General features: G+C 58.3%; 14 protein-coding genes. 5 read left to right on the top strand and 9 right to left on the bottom strand.

Features of this window, described 5'->3' with window-relative positions:
• Position 1: 1 nt before the first annotated feature.
• A complete protein-coding gene (locus tag ACR0KG_RS07755) occupies positions 2–1,168 on the bottom strand; it encodes an efflux RND transporter periplasmic adaptor subunit (RefSeq protein ID WP_480826920.1) in 1,167 nt (388 codons plus the stop codon).
• Positions 1,169–1,452: 284 nt separating this feature from the next.
• Complete coding sequence (gene metG, locus ACR0KG_RS07760; protein WP_480826921.1) at positions 1,453–3,171, bottom strand: methionine--tRNA ligase; 1,719 nt, start codon at positions 3,169–3,171, stop codon at positions 1,453–1,455.
• A 256-nt stretch (positions 3,172–3,427) separates the two neighbouring features.
• Here metG and ACR0KG_RS07765 point away from each other — a divergent pair, with 256 nt between their 5' ends.
• Together ACR0KG_RS07765 and ACR0KG_RS07770 are read left to right on the top strand one after the other, a co-directional pair.
• A complete protein-coding gene (locus ACR0KG_RS07765) occupies positions 3,428–4,144 on the top strand; it encodes an OB-fold-containig protein (protein ID WP_480826922.1) in 717 nt (238 codons plus the stop codon).
• A gap of 32 nt (positions 4,145–4,176) precedes the next feature.
• On the top strand, positions 4,177–5,859 hold the full coding sequence (locus ACR0KG_RS07770) for a flotillin family protein (RefSeq protein ID WP_480826923.1): 1,683 nt from the start codon (positions 4,177–4,179) through the stop codon (positions 5,857–5,859).
• Positions 5,860–5,904: 45 nt separating this feature from the next.
• Here ACR0KG_RS07770 and ACR0KG_RS07775 read toward each other — a convergent pair whose 3' ends face one another.
• Entirely contained in the window at positions 5,905–6,126 is a 222-nt protein-coding gene (locus ACR0KG_RS07775; RefSeq protein ID WP_480542849.1) for a hexameric tyrosine-coordinated heme protein, read from the bottom strand.
• Positions 6,127–6,228: 102 nt separating this feature from the next.
• Here ACR0KG_RS07775 and ACR0KG_RS07780 point away from each other — a divergent pair, with 102 nt between their 5' ends.
• Complete coding sequence (locus ACR0KG_RS07780) at positions 6,229–6,672, top strand: MarR family winged helix-turn-helix transcriptional regulator (protein ID WP_480826924.1); 444 nt, start codon at positions 6,229–6,231, stop codon at positions 6,670–6,672.
• 14 nt (positions 6,673–6,686) lie between these two features.
• Here the strand turns inward: ACR0KG_RS07780 and ACR0KG_RS07785 are convergent, their stop codons facing one another.
• From ACR0KG_RS07785 to ACR0KG_RS07810, 6 genes are all read right to left on the bottom strand, one after another.
• Positions 6,687–7,913, bottom strand: a complete 1,227-nt coding sequence (locus tag ACR0KG_RS07785) for an MFS transporter (protein WP_170530197.1) — start codon at positions 7,911–7,913, stop codon at positions 6,687–6,689.
• Between the two features lie 82 nt (positions 7,914–7,995).
• A complete protein-coding gene (locus ACR0KG_RS07790; protein WP_480497953.1) occupies positions 7,996–8,592 on the bottom strand; it encodes a YceI family protein in 597 nt (198 codons plus the stop codon).
• Positions 8,593–8,822: 230 nt separating this feature from the next.
• Positions 8,823–9,449 (bottom strand): ImuA family protein, encoded by a 627-nt coding sequence (locus ACR0KG_RS07795; protein ID WP_480826925.1) that lies wholly within the window; start codon positions 9,447–9,449, stop codon positions 8,823–8,825.
• 48 nt (positions 9,450–9,497) lie between these two features.
• Entirely contained in the window at positions 9,498–10,079 is a 582-nt protein-coding gene (locus tag ACR0KG_RS07800) for a TIGR02281 family clan AA aspartic protease (RefSeq protein WP_170530191.1), read from the bottom strand.
• Positions 10,080–10,120: 41 nt separating this feature from the next.
• The gene (locus ACR0KG_RS07805) at positions 10,121–10,741 is read right to left on the bottom strand and encodes a MarC family protein (protein ID WP_170530189.1); all 621 of its coding nucleotides are present in this window, start codon (positions 10,739–10,741) and stop codon (positions 10,121–10,123) included.
• On the bottom strand, positions 10,738–12,591 hold the full coding sequence (locus ACR0KG_RS07810; RefSeq protein WP_480826926.1) for an ABC-F family ATP-binding cassette domain-containing protein: 1,854 nt from the start codon (positions 12,589–12,591) through the stop codon (positions 10,738–10,740). The genes ACR0KG_RS07805 and ACR0KG_RS07810 overlap by 4 nt, the downstream gene beginning before the upstream one ends.
• A gap of 109 nt (positions 12,592–12,700) precedes the next feature.
• Between ACR0KG_RS07810 and ACR0KG_RS07815 the strand changes: the two genes are divergently transcribed.
• Together ACR0KG_RS07815 and ndk are read left to right on the top strand one after the other, a co-directional pair.
• The gene (locus ACR0KG_RS07815; RefSeq protein WP_480826927.1) at positions 12,701–13,903 is read left to right on the top strand and encodes a multidrug effflux MFS transporter; all 1,203 of its coding nucleotides are present in this window, start codon (positions 12,701–12,703) and stop codon (positions 13,901–13,903) included.
• A gap of 103 nt (positions 13,904–14,006) precedes the next feature.
• Positions 14,007–14,429, top strand: a complete 423-nt coding sequence (gene ndk, locus ACR0KG_RS07820) for a nucleoside-diphosphate kinase (RefSeq protein WP_008757405.1) — start codon at positions 14,007–14,009, stop codon at positions 14,427–14,429.
• Positions 14,430–14,456: the final 27 nt, after the last annotated feature.

Raw genomic sequence — 14,456 nt, forward strand, 5'->3', positions numbered from 1 at the left:
GTTATTCTCCCGGCTGCTCTGAGGCCACAACCGCGTCAACCGCGACGCCCGGGCGTACCCTTTGTAAACCTTCGACGATCACGCTTTCACCTTCGCGTAGCCCATCCAATACGATAATCGCAGTATCGACTGTATCGCCCGTGGTGATGTAACGCTGTTCGACCATTTGCTTGTCATTGACGACCAGAACAAATTCACCGCGCTGGTCGCGTTGCAGGGCGGCCTGCGGGATCAGTACTTGTAGTGTGGGCTCCAACGCCTCGATCTGAACGGTTAGGAAAGCGCCATCAAGGATCAGACGTTTGGAATTGTCGAACTGGGCGCGCATGGTGATCGCACCGGTCAGCGGATCGATGCGGTTATCAACAAAGACGATCTCGCCTGTCTCATCCAGTTCCGTGCCGTTCGGCAGGGTCACATGGACATTCGGGCTTTTACCGCTTTCCGCAAGCGAAGCGGCGTTTTCGTTAAACTGCTCAAGGATCGAGGTGAACTGCTTTTCGTTCAGCGAGAAATTCACATAGATCGGGGCTTCGCTGACCAGATTGACCAATGCCGGGTTCGAGGGTCCAACCACATCGCCAACGCTGGTGGTCACCCGCCCGATCCGCCCGTCAAACGGGGCGTGGATTTGCGTATAGCTCAGGTCCAACTCAGCTTGTTGAATTGCAGCATTTGCGGCTTTGACCTCGGCCTCGGCAACCAATTCGTTTGCGCGGGCTGTATCGCGTTCTGATTCAGGCGTGGCGTCGCGTTTGAACAATTCTTCTTTACGATCAAGGTCAATCTTAGCCAGTTCCAGGTTGGCCTGGGCCCGGTTCAGGTCGGCTTTGCGGGCCTCAAGCGTGGCCTGATACAGGTCCGGTTCGATGGTAAACAACAGCTCATCCTTGGTGACGAGTGCGCCGTCTTCGACATTCTGGCTTTCCAGAAACCCGTTCACCCGCGCCACGATATCGACCTTGTTGATCGCTTCGGCCCGTCCGATGAACGCCGCCTCATCTGTGATCTCTTGCGTATAAGCCGCCGCGATGGATACTTTGGGGGCTGGCGCCTCGCTTTGATCTTGCGCCAGCGCAGTATAGCTGACGCCCAAACTGGCCAAGGTGGCGATAGCCAAAGCCGGACCCTGATAGCGGAGGATAGAGTTCTTCAATGCAAGGGGCATGGCGGACGCCTCGTTCAAAAGGAATTTGCGTAATGGCGCGCGGCCATGGCGAGTCGATTGATGTCTGGGTCAGGATGGCTCGTTTAGAGACATATCTCAAGCGTCTTGAATCGTGCCATATGTTGGAGTGGGCCAGAAATTGTTCTGATTGCAGGCCAACTTAGATGTGCAACAGATGTAGATTTGGGTGCTGAACCTGCGGATAATCAGAGCGCAGAGAACGAAAAAGGCGAAGGTTGGAACCTTCGCCTCTGATCAGTTGTCAGACCAAAACAGCCTGCCTATCAGTCGCGCGTTCCGGCAAAGCGGGTTTGCCAGTCTTCGCGTTGCTCATCTGTGATCTTTGCGAACAATACGTCCGGAACCGTAAACGCGTGCCCGGCGGGCAGGGCGTTCAGCGCGTCATCGGCACTGTCGGGCCAGCTTGTATTCAGAGTGTTCATCGCACTCAGCATCCGTGCTGAGGCGTCTGGGATGAACGGCGCGCTGAGCACGGCATAGAGACGGATCAAGTTCAGGCCCAGACGCACCTGTGCGGCGGCCTGTTCCGGGTCTTCCTTGAAGGTCGACCACGGGGCTGCGGCTTGCAGATATTCATTGCCTGCGACCCAGATCGCGCGCAATTCCTGCGCCGATTTGCGGACCTCCATCGACTCCATATGGGTTTCATAGGTGCGGATACGCTTGGAGATGTCTTCGATCAGCGCAGTCTCGCGTTCTCCAAAACGTCCGCCTTCAGGCACGGTTTCACCGAATTTCGAACGGCAGAACTTGGTGATCCGGCTGACGAAGTTGCCCAGGACGTCAGCAAGGTCCTTGTTCACCGATTGCTGGAAGTTCTCCCACGTGAACTCACTGTCACTGCTTTCCGGTGCGTGGCTCAGCAGCCACCAGCGCCAGTAATCGGCTGGCAGGATCTCCAGCGCTTGGTCCATAAACACGCCGCGACCCTGAGAGGTCGAGAACTGACCACCGTCATAGTTCAGATAGTTGAACGATTTCAGGTGGTCGACCATCTTCCACGGCTCGCCCGAACCCAGAATGGTGGCCGGGAAGGATAACGTGTGGAAGGGGACGTTGTCCTTGCCCATGAACTGTACGTAACGCACGTCATCCGCGCCCTTGTCAGTGCGCCACCAGCGCTGCCAATCAGCATCCGTCTTGCCATTCGCATCGGCCCATTCCTTGGCGCAAGCGATGTATTCGATCGGCGCGTCGAACCAGACGTAAAAGACCTTGCCCTCCATCCCCGGCCAGTCCTGATCGCCTTTCTTGACCGGAACACCCCAATCCAGATCGCGGGTGATGCCGCGATCCTGTAGGCCGTCGCCGTCATGCAGCCACTTCTTGGCAATAGATGTGGTCAGGATCGGCCAATCGGCCTTGCTGTCGATCCAGGCATCCAGCTGATCCTTCATCGCCGATTGGCGCAGATAGAGGTGCTTGGTTTCACGCACTTCCAGATCGGTCGAGCCGCTGATGGCGCTGCGCGGTTCGATCAGGTCGGTTGGGTCCAACTGCTTGGTGCAATTCTCGCACTGGTCACCACGCGCGCGGTCGTAGCCACAATTGGGGCAGGTGCCCTCGATATACCGGTCCGGCAGAAAACGACCATCGGCGTTCGAGTAGATCTGTTTTTCACTAACCTCACGGATCAGACCGGCCTCATCCAATTTGCCCGCGAAATGCTGGGTCAGCTTGCGGTTCTGTTCACTTGAGGAGCGACCAAAGTGATCAAAGCTCAGGCCAAAGCGTTTGGCGATATCGGCCTGCACCGCATACATATCGGCGCAATATTCGGCCACTGGCTTACCCGCCTTGGCGGCAGCCAGCTCAGCAGGCGTACCGTGCTCGTCGGTGGCGCAGAGGAACATAACCTCATTCCCACGGCCACGCTGGTAACGTGCGTAAAGATCGGCAGGTAATTGCGAACCGATCAGGTTGCCGAGGTGTTTGATCCCGTTGATGTAGGGGATCGCCGAGGTAATAAGAATCCGGGCCATTTTGCGTTTCCACGTATCTGTCTGCGCGCCCGTCTACCTTATGTGACCGGCCAGAAAAACCCCGGCTTTCATCTGGATGACATTTTCGGCGCCACGATATGGAAAAAACAGGTTGACCAAAGGTCAGTGATTCCCGAAGTGTCGCGCGCTAAACTACCCATAGGTTGTAATATTGAATCACAACCTCTTGAATTTCGACGATGAACTCCCATCTTATTGGTATACCAAAGTATACAATAACGAGGGCTATTTCCCTATGTTCGACTTTTTGCTCGAGGGTGCTTTTGCGCCCTTTACCCTGGCGCTTGCATTGCTGTTCGGCCTTCTGGCGCTAGAACTGATAGCTTTGCTGCTGGGGGCTAGCCTTATGGCGGGCGAAAGCGATCTTGATTTGGATATGGCTTACGGGCCGGATCTGGATGTCGGCAGTTTTGACCTCGACATCGACGCGGATGTCGATCTGGGCGATTTTGAGCTGGCGGATGTCGAACCTGACGCGACCACGGTCGCCTCAGCAGGTCCTTTGGCCTGGCTGGGTATCGGCAGGGTACCGGTCATGATCTGGCTTGTTGTTCTGCTGGCCGGTTTCGGCCTGTCAGGCATGGGCCTGCAGCTAGCACTGCGCGATCTGTTGGGCTTTGACCTGCCGGGCTGGGTGGCTGCCCTACCTGCTGGAGCCTTTGGTCTTTGGTTTGCACGCGGCTTTGGGGGCGTCTTTGCGCGCCTTTTGCCCAAAACCGAGACCGAGGCGATGTCCGAGCGGATGCTGGCCCGTCGTCGTGGCTTCATCTCGCAAGGCACCGCATCGCGCGGACGCCCGGCCGAGGTTAGGGTCATGGATCGCTTTGGCAATGCGCACTACCTGCGGGCCGAGCCGCTGCAAGACAGCGACACGCTGGAACAGGGTACCGAAGTGCTGGTGCTGCGCGACCGACAGCAAGACCGGTTCGTTCTGGTCGGCCTTTCGAACTGACAAAAATTTAACCCTAAATCGGAGGATTTTGCATGGAACTTACTTTCCTGATCACCACAGTTGCGACCATTTTGGCGGTCGTCCTGTTCATCGGCCTGGTGCTGGGCCGACTTTATAAACGCGCAACCCGCGAAGTTAGCCTGGTGAAAACCGGGGCAGGTGGCAAGAAGGTCATTATGGATGGCGGCGTCATCATCGTGCCTTTGTTGCACGAGGTCAGCCCGGTCAACATGAAGACCCTGCGCCTTGAAGTGCAACGCAGCGGCGAGGCTGCTTTGATCACCAAGGACCGTATGCGGGTTGATGTGGGTGTCGAGTTCTACGTCTCGGTTATGGCCACCGAAGAAGGGATCGCACGCGCTGCGCAGACCTTGGGTGACCGGACTTTTGATGTCGGACAGCTACGTGAGATGATCGAAGGTAAACTGATCGACGGTCTGCGCGCTGTGGCGGCGCAAATGACCATGGACGGTTTGCATGAAAATCGCGCCGACTTTGTGCAAGAGGTTCAGAATGCAGTGTCCGAGGACCTATTGAAGAACGGTTTGTCGCTTGAATCGGTCTCTTTGACTGCGCTGGACCAGACACCTTTTGAGGCGCTGGACGAAAACAACGCCTTTAACGCGGTGGGTATGCGCAAGCTGGCCGAGGTGATTGCGACCTCAAAGAAAGAGCGTGCGCAGATCGATGCCGAGGCCGAGGTTGAGGTGCGTCGCGCAGCCATGGAAGCCCAGCGTCAGAAGCTGTTGATCGAAAAGGATGAAGAACAGGCGCGGATTGAGCAGACGCAACAGGTCGAAACTCTGCGCGTCGCGCAGGAGGCTGAGATTGCTGCACGGACCGAGGATTCGGTGCGGGAAACCGAACGGGCGCGGATTGCGCGGGAAGAGGCCATCCGCTCAGCCGAAATCGAACGCGAACGCAAGATCCGCGACGCGGAGATTGCCAAAGAGCGTGAGATCGAAGTGGCCGAGCAAGAGCGACAGATCATCATCGCACAGAAATCCGAAGAGGAAAGCCGCGCGCGTGCATCGGCTGACCTGGCCCGGGCCGAGGCGACCAAGGCGACCGAAGCCGTGGCAACCGCCCGTGAGGTGGCCGAGGCCGAGCGTCAGAAGCAAATCGTTCTGATCGAAGCCACGCGTGAGGCGGAACGTCAGGCCACAGCGATCCGTTTGTCTGCGCAGGCCGAGAAAGAGGCCGCCGCTGACCGCGCCGAAGCCCGCCGCGAAGAGGCGCAGGCCGAAGCCGACGCGCTGAACATTCGGGCCGAGGCCAAGAAGAACGACATGTTGGCCGAAGCGGAAGGTAAGCGCGCGATTGTTGAGGCCGACAACGCTCTGTCCGCAGCACAAATCCGCATGAAGGTCGATATGGCACGGATCGAAACCATGCCCTCGATCATTTCGGAAATGGTCAAGCCTGCGGAAAAGATCGACTCGATCAAGATCCATCAGGTCGGTGGCATCGGTGCGGGCGCGACCGGTGGGGCGGCCAACAGCGACAAGCCGGTGGTCAATCAGGCGCTTGACTCGATCATGGGTATGGCGGTGCAGATGCCCGCGCTCAAGAAGCTGGGCGAAGAACTGGGCCTGTCTATGGAAAACGGTGTTGGTGGCGTGGTGAACGGTGCGCTTGAGGCGACCCCGGAGCCAGCGATCACATCGCCAGACACTGCCGATCTGGTCGAAGACGAAACGCGTAGCGACCAATAAACCAAATGGGCCGGGATTTCCCGGCCCATTTTTCTTTTCTGAGCGTTACTTCCAGAAATTGTTTGCATGCGAGACGGTCTGAAAGTTGACGGCCACAACGTGAGAGACACCAATCAAACTATCCGCGTTATTTGCATATTCAGGGCGCATCCGGTTGCGGGCTGCATCATCGGGTTGCGCCAGTTTGACTGCCATACGGGACAATTTCACTGCAAGCTCATAACCTTCTTCTGGTGTTTGAGTTTTCAAACTGGGTAGCCAGGACATTTCACTCTCCATTTGTATCGTGCGCGACCTAAAATGCAAAGTTGACGAAACCAGTGTTTATGTCAAGGATAATATCGTGCGCGATATAAATGAGGCTTTGAATTGGACAGTTTTGATATCCCTAAGCAGGCGGATGATCTGTTTTGTTTTGGCGTTTATACCGCGTCGCACGCAATTAACCGTGCCTACTCACCACACCTTAAGAAGTTGGGTTTGACCTATCCGCAATACATCACGCTAACTTTGCTGTGGGAGCATGATGGACAAAAGATCAATACGCTTGCCCAGCAACTCGGGATGGAGACCAGCACGCTAACACCGTTGGTCAAGCGACTGGAGAACCTGGGCCACGTAACCCGGTCGCGCAGTCAAACTGACGGACGCGCGGTAGAGGTTTTCTTGACCGAGCAGGGTTTGGCTCTCAAGCACAAAGCGCCAGAGATCACCTCTTGCATGATTGAGCAAACAGGGCTGGACAAATCGGAACTGCAAAAACTGCAAACGCTGCTATTTCGACTGAGAGACGGATTGAATCGTGGCCGATGAGATGCCAATCGAGCTTACTCTTTCCCCTCGCGCGATCGTTTTAGCAGACCTCCGATTGTGAACGAGGTGCGCGGGGCATAGACGTAGTTGGTCCGCGCGTCAGGTGTTGGGCGAGACCGCATGCGGGCCAAACCAAAGCCGATCAGCCCCAGATGTCCAACGGCCACAAAGGCGAACAAAGCGCCTGGGCCGAATTGTTCGATCAATGTCGAAGACACATAGGGCGAGGCGATTGCGCCCAGCGCGTACCAGAACATCAGGGCCGCAGACAGTTCGACCCGTTGTTCGGTGGTGGCAAAATCATTGGCATGGGCGGACGATAGCGAGAAAATAGGGAAGGTGGTCAGACCAAAGAAACCTGCCGCCAGCATCACGCCCAGTGTTCCCGCCCCGCTGGCGGCCATTGTGACCCCACAGCTGAGTACTGCGGCAGCGGAAAGCCAGATCAAAACCCAGCGCCGGTCGTATTTGTCGGCCAGCCAACCCAGCGGGTACTGGGCCAGCGCCCCGCCCAAGACGAAGGAGGCGAGGAAAAAGGCGATCTGATCCAAGCTCAAACCCACTTCTTGCCCATAGACCGGGCCAACCATGCGGAAGGATGCAGAGCTCAGCGCCGAAACGATCACGCCAGCAACGGCCAGCGGTGAACAGGCCCAGGCCAGTTTGGGCCTCAGGCGTGGGGCGCTGGGGGTCTGAGGTTGGCTGGCCCGCGTTAATGTCAACGGCAGTAGCGATGCACAGCACAGGATCGCCAGCAGGTTATACGAAACATAAGATGCAGGCGGCAAAACCGCGATGATCAACTGCGCGCTGAGCGAGGCTCCCAGATCCGCGATGCGATAGGTTCCCATCGCCCGCCCGCGCGTTTCGTTCGTAACCTTGGCGTTCAGCCAGGCTTCGATGACTGTATAGCACCCGGCCACGCAGGTGCCTGACGCGATCCGCAACGCGGCCCAGACATAGGGGTTTTCGGTCAGGGTATGCCCGATCAAGCCCATCGCGCCCAGGGCCGTGCACACGGCAAACGCGCGCGAATGCCCGACGCTGCCCATCAGGCGTGGCGCCCACCAGCAACCGATGAAGAAGCCAATGAAATGCGCCGACCCCAGCAGACCGATCTGTTCGGTCGTGAAGTTCAGTGTTATGCCCGAGATCGCATCCAGTGGCCCAACGCCACCTGTCGACAGTTGCAACAGAATGACGGACAGGAAGAGGGCGGCAAAGGAAATGATCGTGCGCATAATGAGACCACGCTCTACCGGTCTTGCAGAACTTGCGCACGTTTTATCGACGCCTAGGTGTCGTTTTTTGCGAATTCTCGGATTAGTTCAGGCGTGTGATCTGCGCCATGATGTTCAGGCCAACCGTCTCATCAACTAGATCGGGATAGCCGGAGGCTCCGTATGCATGACGGTCCAGCGCACCAGTCAGCTGGATCGACAGGGCATCAAGATCATCCGCAGCGCTGCCGGGCGCACGATAAAGCGCTGCATTAAGGGTCACCGGCCGGGTAATGCCGCGTACGGTCAGGTCGCCTTTGATCGAGGCCCCATCCGAGATGCGCCCGCCTGGACCAAGCTGGATTTTGGTCGAGGTGAAGCGAATGGTCGGATGCGCATCAGCATTGAGCACGCTTTCGCCCAACATGGGTCCGCGCGCAAAGGGCAAACGTGTTCGCGCGGCGGCCACATTCAGGATGACATCGACCTTGCTGTTTTGCAGGCGTTTTGTATCCAGCTGAATGTTGGCAGATTGGATCGGCATGGTGCCCGATTGCGCCACCCCGGACAGATCAAAGGTGAACCCCACCGATGTGCCCTTTGGCGCAAGCGCATAGGGGATCATCACGGATTGTGCCGCCCCCAAGCTGGGCCATAGTGCCAATCCAGCTACGAAACTGCGTCTGGTCATTCTGGTCATGCCGATCCCTTTCGCCTGTGTTGCCCATGCCGGATGTGGTCAGATCCGCCGCTGTGCTGATATCTGCTGTCCTGACGCTAGAACGCAGGACGTAATGATTGGTTAACACGCGAGCTTGCAGTCTTATTCGCTCCGATCTCAAATCAATTGCCGTGGGTGGTTCGCCGGCAACAATCGATGAGCGCGCTTATTTGTTGGAAACGCTAGGGCGATCGCCTTGGCCCGGCCAATCACATCTTGCGTGAACGGTCTTCGTCGCTTCTCGCAGGTTGCAGATGCATCTGTGCGCGAGGGGCTGCCATAGTGGCCTGCCAACTCGCCGGGGGCAGGGCGCGGGCGCGGCGGCGGGTCAGGATCCAGCGGTTCGCCTCATCCCGATGTGCAGCGGCCATGTGCCAACGCGTTTCGACCCCCTGCGCACCACCGTCGCCGGGGGTCAGCAACAGACCCAGCGGGGGCTGCCCTATGTCACCCTGTTCCGCTGCCAGATGCAGTCGCCGCACCGGTGTCAGGCCCGGCGCGCCAGGCAAATCGCTGATGACCAGCGGAACGGCTCGGCTGCGCAGGGCTTCTTCCATGCACCACAGCAGGTCCTCGGCCCGTTTGGGGCGCGCAAAGAGAAACCTTCCGGGGTCAGCAAAATCGACCATTCCGTGGGGGTTCAGCTGGCCCAGCTCCCATGCGGGAGAAATCCACAAGACCGGGCCTTGGGTCTGCCCGGCAAGCCACATGGCGAAGCTGCGCCGGGCGGGGCCGCAGGCTTCGTGCACGCGGCCCTGTTGCAGGGTGACTTCATCATGAAGTTTGACCCCCGGCGCGGGGCGCGCGGGCTTGGCGCCAAGAAGCTGAGCAGACATGATATGCACATATCATGTTCTCACTTTGTTCTCAAGTTGCGAACGCGCCTAACGTGACAGGATCATCCGGCCATCGGTGAACTGGATGTTGGAAAATCGGTGCAGATAATCCATGCCCAGCAGCGACTGGTGCAGCTCTCCTTCGTTGATCCAGGCCGAAACATTGCGGTCCGCAATCGGACCCAGTTCGAAACTGTCCAGCCGCACAGGTGCTGTCCGAACCTCTCCATTTGCCGTGATTGCGCGCCCGAAATAGTTCAGCTGATCAGGGTCGATACCCACACGTTCCGCATCCTGCGCGCTGAGCACGATTTGGCTGGCCCCGGTATCCACAAGAAACACAATGGGTTCGCCGTTCACGGTGACTGGCAGGTAATAATGCCCGTCCTGGGCACGCGGCACCTCGATCATATCGCCGGTGACCGCCATCTGCGGGGCTGGGCTGACCGAGGATCGAATATCCTCCCACAAGCCAATGACCGCGATGACCCCCACGAAGATAAAAACCCAGGCCATGACCTGTTGCAGGGTTTTGTTCAGGGACTGACGGTTCTGGGCGACAAACCACAGCAATATGGCCGCGCCAAGCACGACCAGATACACCAAACGCCCGATATCGTCGCCATTCATGCCGTTGCCCTTACAGTTTATTCTATACTCTATATGGGGATTTACGAGGCAAACCCAAAGGCCTTGAGGCCATCCAGAATGAACTGAACAGACAGAGCCGCCAGCAGCATACCCAGCAGACGGGTCAGCACATTCAAGCCCGTTTTGCCCAGAATGCGGGCGATCAGGCCACCTGCCAGAAAGAACAACAGAACCACCGCCATGACAGCCAGCATCACGGCCACTGCCGCCGCAATTCCTTGAAGACCCGGATGCTGTCCGGACAACAGAATAATCGTCGCAATCGATCCCGGCCCGGCGACCAAAGGGATGGCGAGCGGAAAGACCGACGGATCATTGTGTTCCTCTTCCTCAGCCCGATCCTCGCGCCGTTTGGTGCGGCGTTCGAACAACATGTCCAACGCGGTCAGGAACAAAAGCGCGCCACCGGCAACTTTGAACGCCTCCATCGAGATGCCGACAAAGCCCAGAACCGCCTCACCAAAGGCGGCGAAGGCAATCAGAATGCCGGTTGCAACCAAACAGGTGCGATAGGCCGTGCGCCGCCTTGCGCGCGCGTCCATATCCTGTGTCATGGCGACGAAAATGGGCGCGGTGCCGAACGGGTCGATCACGACGAACAAGGTGGTGAAAGCGGTGATGAAGAAGGCAGCGTCAATCATGCGGCACTCTCGGCCTGTTCTAGTTTCTCGGCGGCCGCGACCCACAGCGCCTCGGCCTTTTGCATGGCCTCGGTGACTTCGGCGAATTTGCGGTTCCAGGTTTCCAGATCATCGATCCTGTCATCTTCGTACAAGGCCGGGTCCGCCAGTTTGGCCGAGAGTTTCTCGTGCATATCTGTCAACTTCTCGATCCGGTCCTCGCACTTGCGCAGATCGGCGCGCAGTGCCAGCATGGTATCCCGCGAGGGGCGCTTGGGCTTTGTTGCCTGAGGCTTTTGCTTCACCGGCTTGTCGCGGGCCAGCAGCATCGCTCGATAGGCTTCGAGGTCTTGATCGAAGGGCTTTACGGTGCCGTCCGAGACCAACCAGAGCCGGTCGGCCACCAGCGACAGTAGGTGCATGTCGTGGCTGACCAGCACAACCGCCCCGGAATAAGCGGTCAGCGCCTCGACCAGCGCCTCGCGGCTTTCGATGTCCAGATGGTTGGTCGGTTCGTCCAGGATCAGCATATGTGGCGCGTCGATAGTGGCGATCAGAAGCGACAACCGCGCTTTCTGGCCTCCCGATAGACGCCCGACCTCGGTGTCGGCTTGATCCGAATTCAGACCAAACCCAGCCAGACGCGACCGCCACTTGCCCGGAGCCTCATCTGGGCGCAGACGGCGCAGATGATCCAGCGGCGTTTCATCCACATATAGCTCATCCACCTGATGCTGGGCGAAATAGCCGATGCGCAGCTTGTTGGAGCGGGCCATCTTACCTGCCATCAGGGGTAATCTGTCGGATAGCAGCTTGGACAGGGTCGATTTACCCTGACCGTTCTTGCCCAGCAGCGCGATGCGATCATCCTGATCAATGCGCAAGTTCAGACGGCGCAGCACTTCAGTCTCGCCGTAACCGGTCACGCCACCTTCGATCTGGATAATGGGCGGCGATAGTTCTTCGGGTTCGGGGAATGAAAACGCGCGCAACGCGGCCTCTTGCGGGGTCGAAACCAACTGGATGCGTTCGATCATTTTTAGGCGGGATTGGGCCTGCACGGCCTTCGACGCCTTATAGCGAAAGCGATCCACAAAGCTTTGCAGATGGGCGATGCGGGCCTTGGCCTTGGCGTTCTCAGATTCAGCCTGTGCCAGACGTTCCGCGCGGCGTTCGGCGAATTTGTCATAAGGCACGGCGTAATAGGTGAGCTTGCGGTCTTCCAAATGCAGGATCGAGCCGACGGCGCGGTTCAGCAGCCCTCGGTCGTGGCTGATGATGATGACCGTATGCGGATACTTCGCCAGATAGCTTTCCAGCCACAGCGCGCCTTCCAGATCCAGATAGTTGGTCGGTTCGTCTAGTAGCAGCAGATCGGGCTGCGAGAACAGCACTGCCGCCAGAGCAACGCGCATTCGCCAACCGCCCGAGAAATCGGAGCAGGGTTTCAACTGGTCTTCGTCATCAAACCCTAGCCCTTTGAGGATCGACGCCGCCCGTGCCTCAGCCGACCAAGCGTCAATATCGGCCAGACGGGTTTGAATATCAGCAATACGAGCAGGGTCCGTGGCGCTTTCGGCCTCAGCCATCAGCGCGCTGCGTTCTGTGTCAGCCGCCAGAACGGTGTTGATCAGGGACACATCGGATGAGGGCACTTCTTGCGCCACCCCACCAATCCGCGCGCGTTTCGGGATCGAGATGGCGCCGGATTCCAACGCCAACTCTCCGCGGATCAGACGGAACAGAGTAGTCTTGCCGGTGCCGTTCCGCCCCACCAGACCGACCTTGTGGCCATCGGGGATGGTCGCGCTGGCCCCTTCGAACAAGGGGCGGCCTTCAACGGCATAAGTGATGTCTTCGATCCGTAGCATGAGGGGGCTCTTAGCAGAGCCGTGATGCAGCTGCCAGCGGCTTGGCATGTTCAAGCGCCGGTCAATGTGTTAGCGCTGTGTCGTTTGCTTATCTGACACGGTTTTCGACATGCGCGCGGCCCGGACGCCCCCACATCTGATCACGCTGATCTTCGCCACCGCACTTTCCGTGTTGTCGTTGAATATGTTCCTGCCCTCGCTGGCGCATATGAGCGACGACTTCGCGGTCGACTATGGCCTCGTGAACTTGTCAGTGGCAGGATATCTGGCCGTCTCGGCGGTGCTGCAACTGATCATGGGGCCGCTGTCAGATCGGTTTGGGCGCAGGCCGGTTCTGTTGATCTGCATGACCGTCTTCGTGATCGCATCAATCGGATGCACGCTGGCCGAGTCGATCTGGGTTTTTCTGGGTTTCCGACTGTTGCAGGCCGTCGTCGTAGCCGGGTCGGTTCTGTCCAGTGCCTCGATCCGGGATCGATATCCGCCCAACGAAGCCGCCAGCAAGCTAGGATATGTTGCGATGGCCATGGCGCTCGCGCCTATGCTGGGTCCAATGCTGGGCGGCGCGCTGGACATGCTGTTCGGCTGGCGCGCGGGGTTCGTTTTGTATTCGGTTCTGGGGGCAGGGCTGTTGGCCTTGCTGTGGTTCGACATGGGAGAGACCAACACAGACCGTTCATCAACCTTGGTCGCGCAATTGAAAGAGTACCCGCATTTATTTCGCGCCCGTCGATTTTGGGGTTATGCACTATGTGCCGCGTTTTCGATCGGCGGGTTCTACAGCTTCATCACTGGCGCGCCCCTGGTCGCCGCTGCGTGGTTCGACCTCAGCCCGGCGATGCTGGGCTTAGGGATCGGGATCATCACAGGTGGCTTCATGGTGGGCAATTTTGTCACTGGACGCATCGCGGCGCACACCCGGCTAACCACGATGATCCTATGTGGACGGATCGTGGCCTCGGTTGGACCGTTCTTCGGTTTATTGTTGTTTGTAGGCGGTCACGGCTCAGTCTGGGTGTTTTTCGGGTCGGCCATCTGTGTGGGATTTGGCAATGGTTTGACCAACGCCAATGCCTCGGCCGGAGCGATGTCGGTCCGGCCCAAACTGGCAGGAAGCGCTGCGGGGTTGTCCGGGGCGATGGTCGTGGCGCTTGGTGCCTTCCTGACCTCGATGACGGGTGCATTCGTCAGCCCCGAAAATGGCCCGTATCTGGTGCTGAGCATGATGAGCGGCAGCAGTTTTGCTGGCCTTTTGGCGGTGCTTTACGTCCGCAGGTTGGACAGGATCGACCCGCTGCCCCAGGCGATCTGAGCCGTGAACCATCATAACACTTTTCATAAGGCAAATACCGTGATACGCGGCGCGCGATGGATTTCGGCGCGGGCCCCGCGTCACATTGTAAGGAGAGGCCAAAATGGCACTGGAACGCACATTCTCGATCATCAAACCTGATGCAACCCGCCGTAACCTGACTGGCAAGATCAATGCCAAGTTCGAAGAAGCCGGCCTGCGCATCGTGGCACAAAAGCGCATCCACATGACCAAAGCTCAGGCAGGCAAATTCTATGACGTCCACGCCGAGCGTCCGTTCTATGACGAACTGTGTGAATTCATGTCGTCGGCTCCGGTTGTTGTTCAGGTTCTGGAAGGCGAAGGCGCCATTGCCAAGAACCGCGAAGTCATGGGCGCAACCAACCCCGCAGACGCAGCCCCCGGCACCATCCGCGCCGAATTCGCTGAATCGGTTGGTGAAAACTCGGTCCACGGGTCGGACGCGCCGGAGACGGCTGCAGTTGAGATCGCATATTTCTTCTCGGGTATCGAACTAGTCGGCTAAGCCAGCGTTTCCTGCTGATTTCGGGCC

Source organism: Ruegeria sp. H4, assembly GCF_056533065.1.

Bases quoted from the DNA above. Each gene is read 5' to 3' on its own strand.
- ACR0KG_RS07755 (WP_480826920.1), bottom strand. From the start codon at position 1,168: ATGCCCCTTGCATTGAAGAACTCTATCCTCCGCTATCAGGGTCCGGCT.
- metG (WP_480826921.1), bottom strand. From the start codon at position 3,171: ATGGCCCGGATTCTTATTACCTCGGCGATCCCCTACATCAACGGGATC.
- ACR0KG_RS07765 (WP_480826922.1), top strand. From the start codon at position 3,428: ATGTTCGACTTTTTGCTCGAGGGTGCTTTTGCGCCCTTTACCCTGGCG.
- ACR0KG_RS07770 (WP_480826923.1), top strand. From the start codon at position 4,177: ATGGAACTTACTTTCCTGATCACCACAGTTGCGACCATTTTGGCGGTC.
- ACR0KG_RS07775 (WP_480542849.1), bottom strand. From the start codon at position 6,126: ATGTCCTGGCTACCCAGTTTGAAAACTCAAACACCAGAAGAAGGTTAT.
- ACR0KG_RS07785 (WP_170530197.1), bottom strand. From the start codon at position 7,913: ATGCGCACGATCATTTCCTTTGCCGCCCTCTTCCTGTCCGTCATTCTG.
- ACR0KG_RS07790 (WP_480497953.1), bottom strand. From the start codon at position 8,592: ATGACCAGAATGACCAGACGCAGTTTCGTAGCTGGATTGGCACTATGG.
- ACR0KG_RS07795 (WP_480826925.1), bottom strand. From the start codon at position 9,449: ATGTCTGCTCAGCTTCTTGGCGCCAAGCCCGCGCGCCCCGCGCCGGGG.
- ACR0KG_RS07800 (WP_170530191.1), bottom strand. From the start codon at position 10,079: ATGAATGGCGACGATATCGGGCGTTTGGTGTATCTGGTCGTGCTTGGC.
- ACR0KG_RS07805 (WP_170530189.1), bottom strand. From the start codon at position 10,741: ATGATTGACGCTGCCTTCTTCATCACCGCTTTCACCACCTTGTTCGTC.
- ACR0KG_RS07810 (WP_480826926.1), bottom strand. From the start codon at position 12,591: ATGCTACGGATCGAAGACATCACTTATGCCGTTGAAGGCCGCCCCTTG.
- ACR0KG_RS07815 (WP_480826927.1), top strand. From the start codon at position 12,701: ATGCGCGCGGCCCGGACGCCCCCACATCTGATCACGCTGATCTTCGCC.
- ndk (WP_008757405.1), top strand. From the start codon at position 14,007: ATGGCACTGGAACGCACATTCTCGATCATCAAACCTGATGCAACCCGC.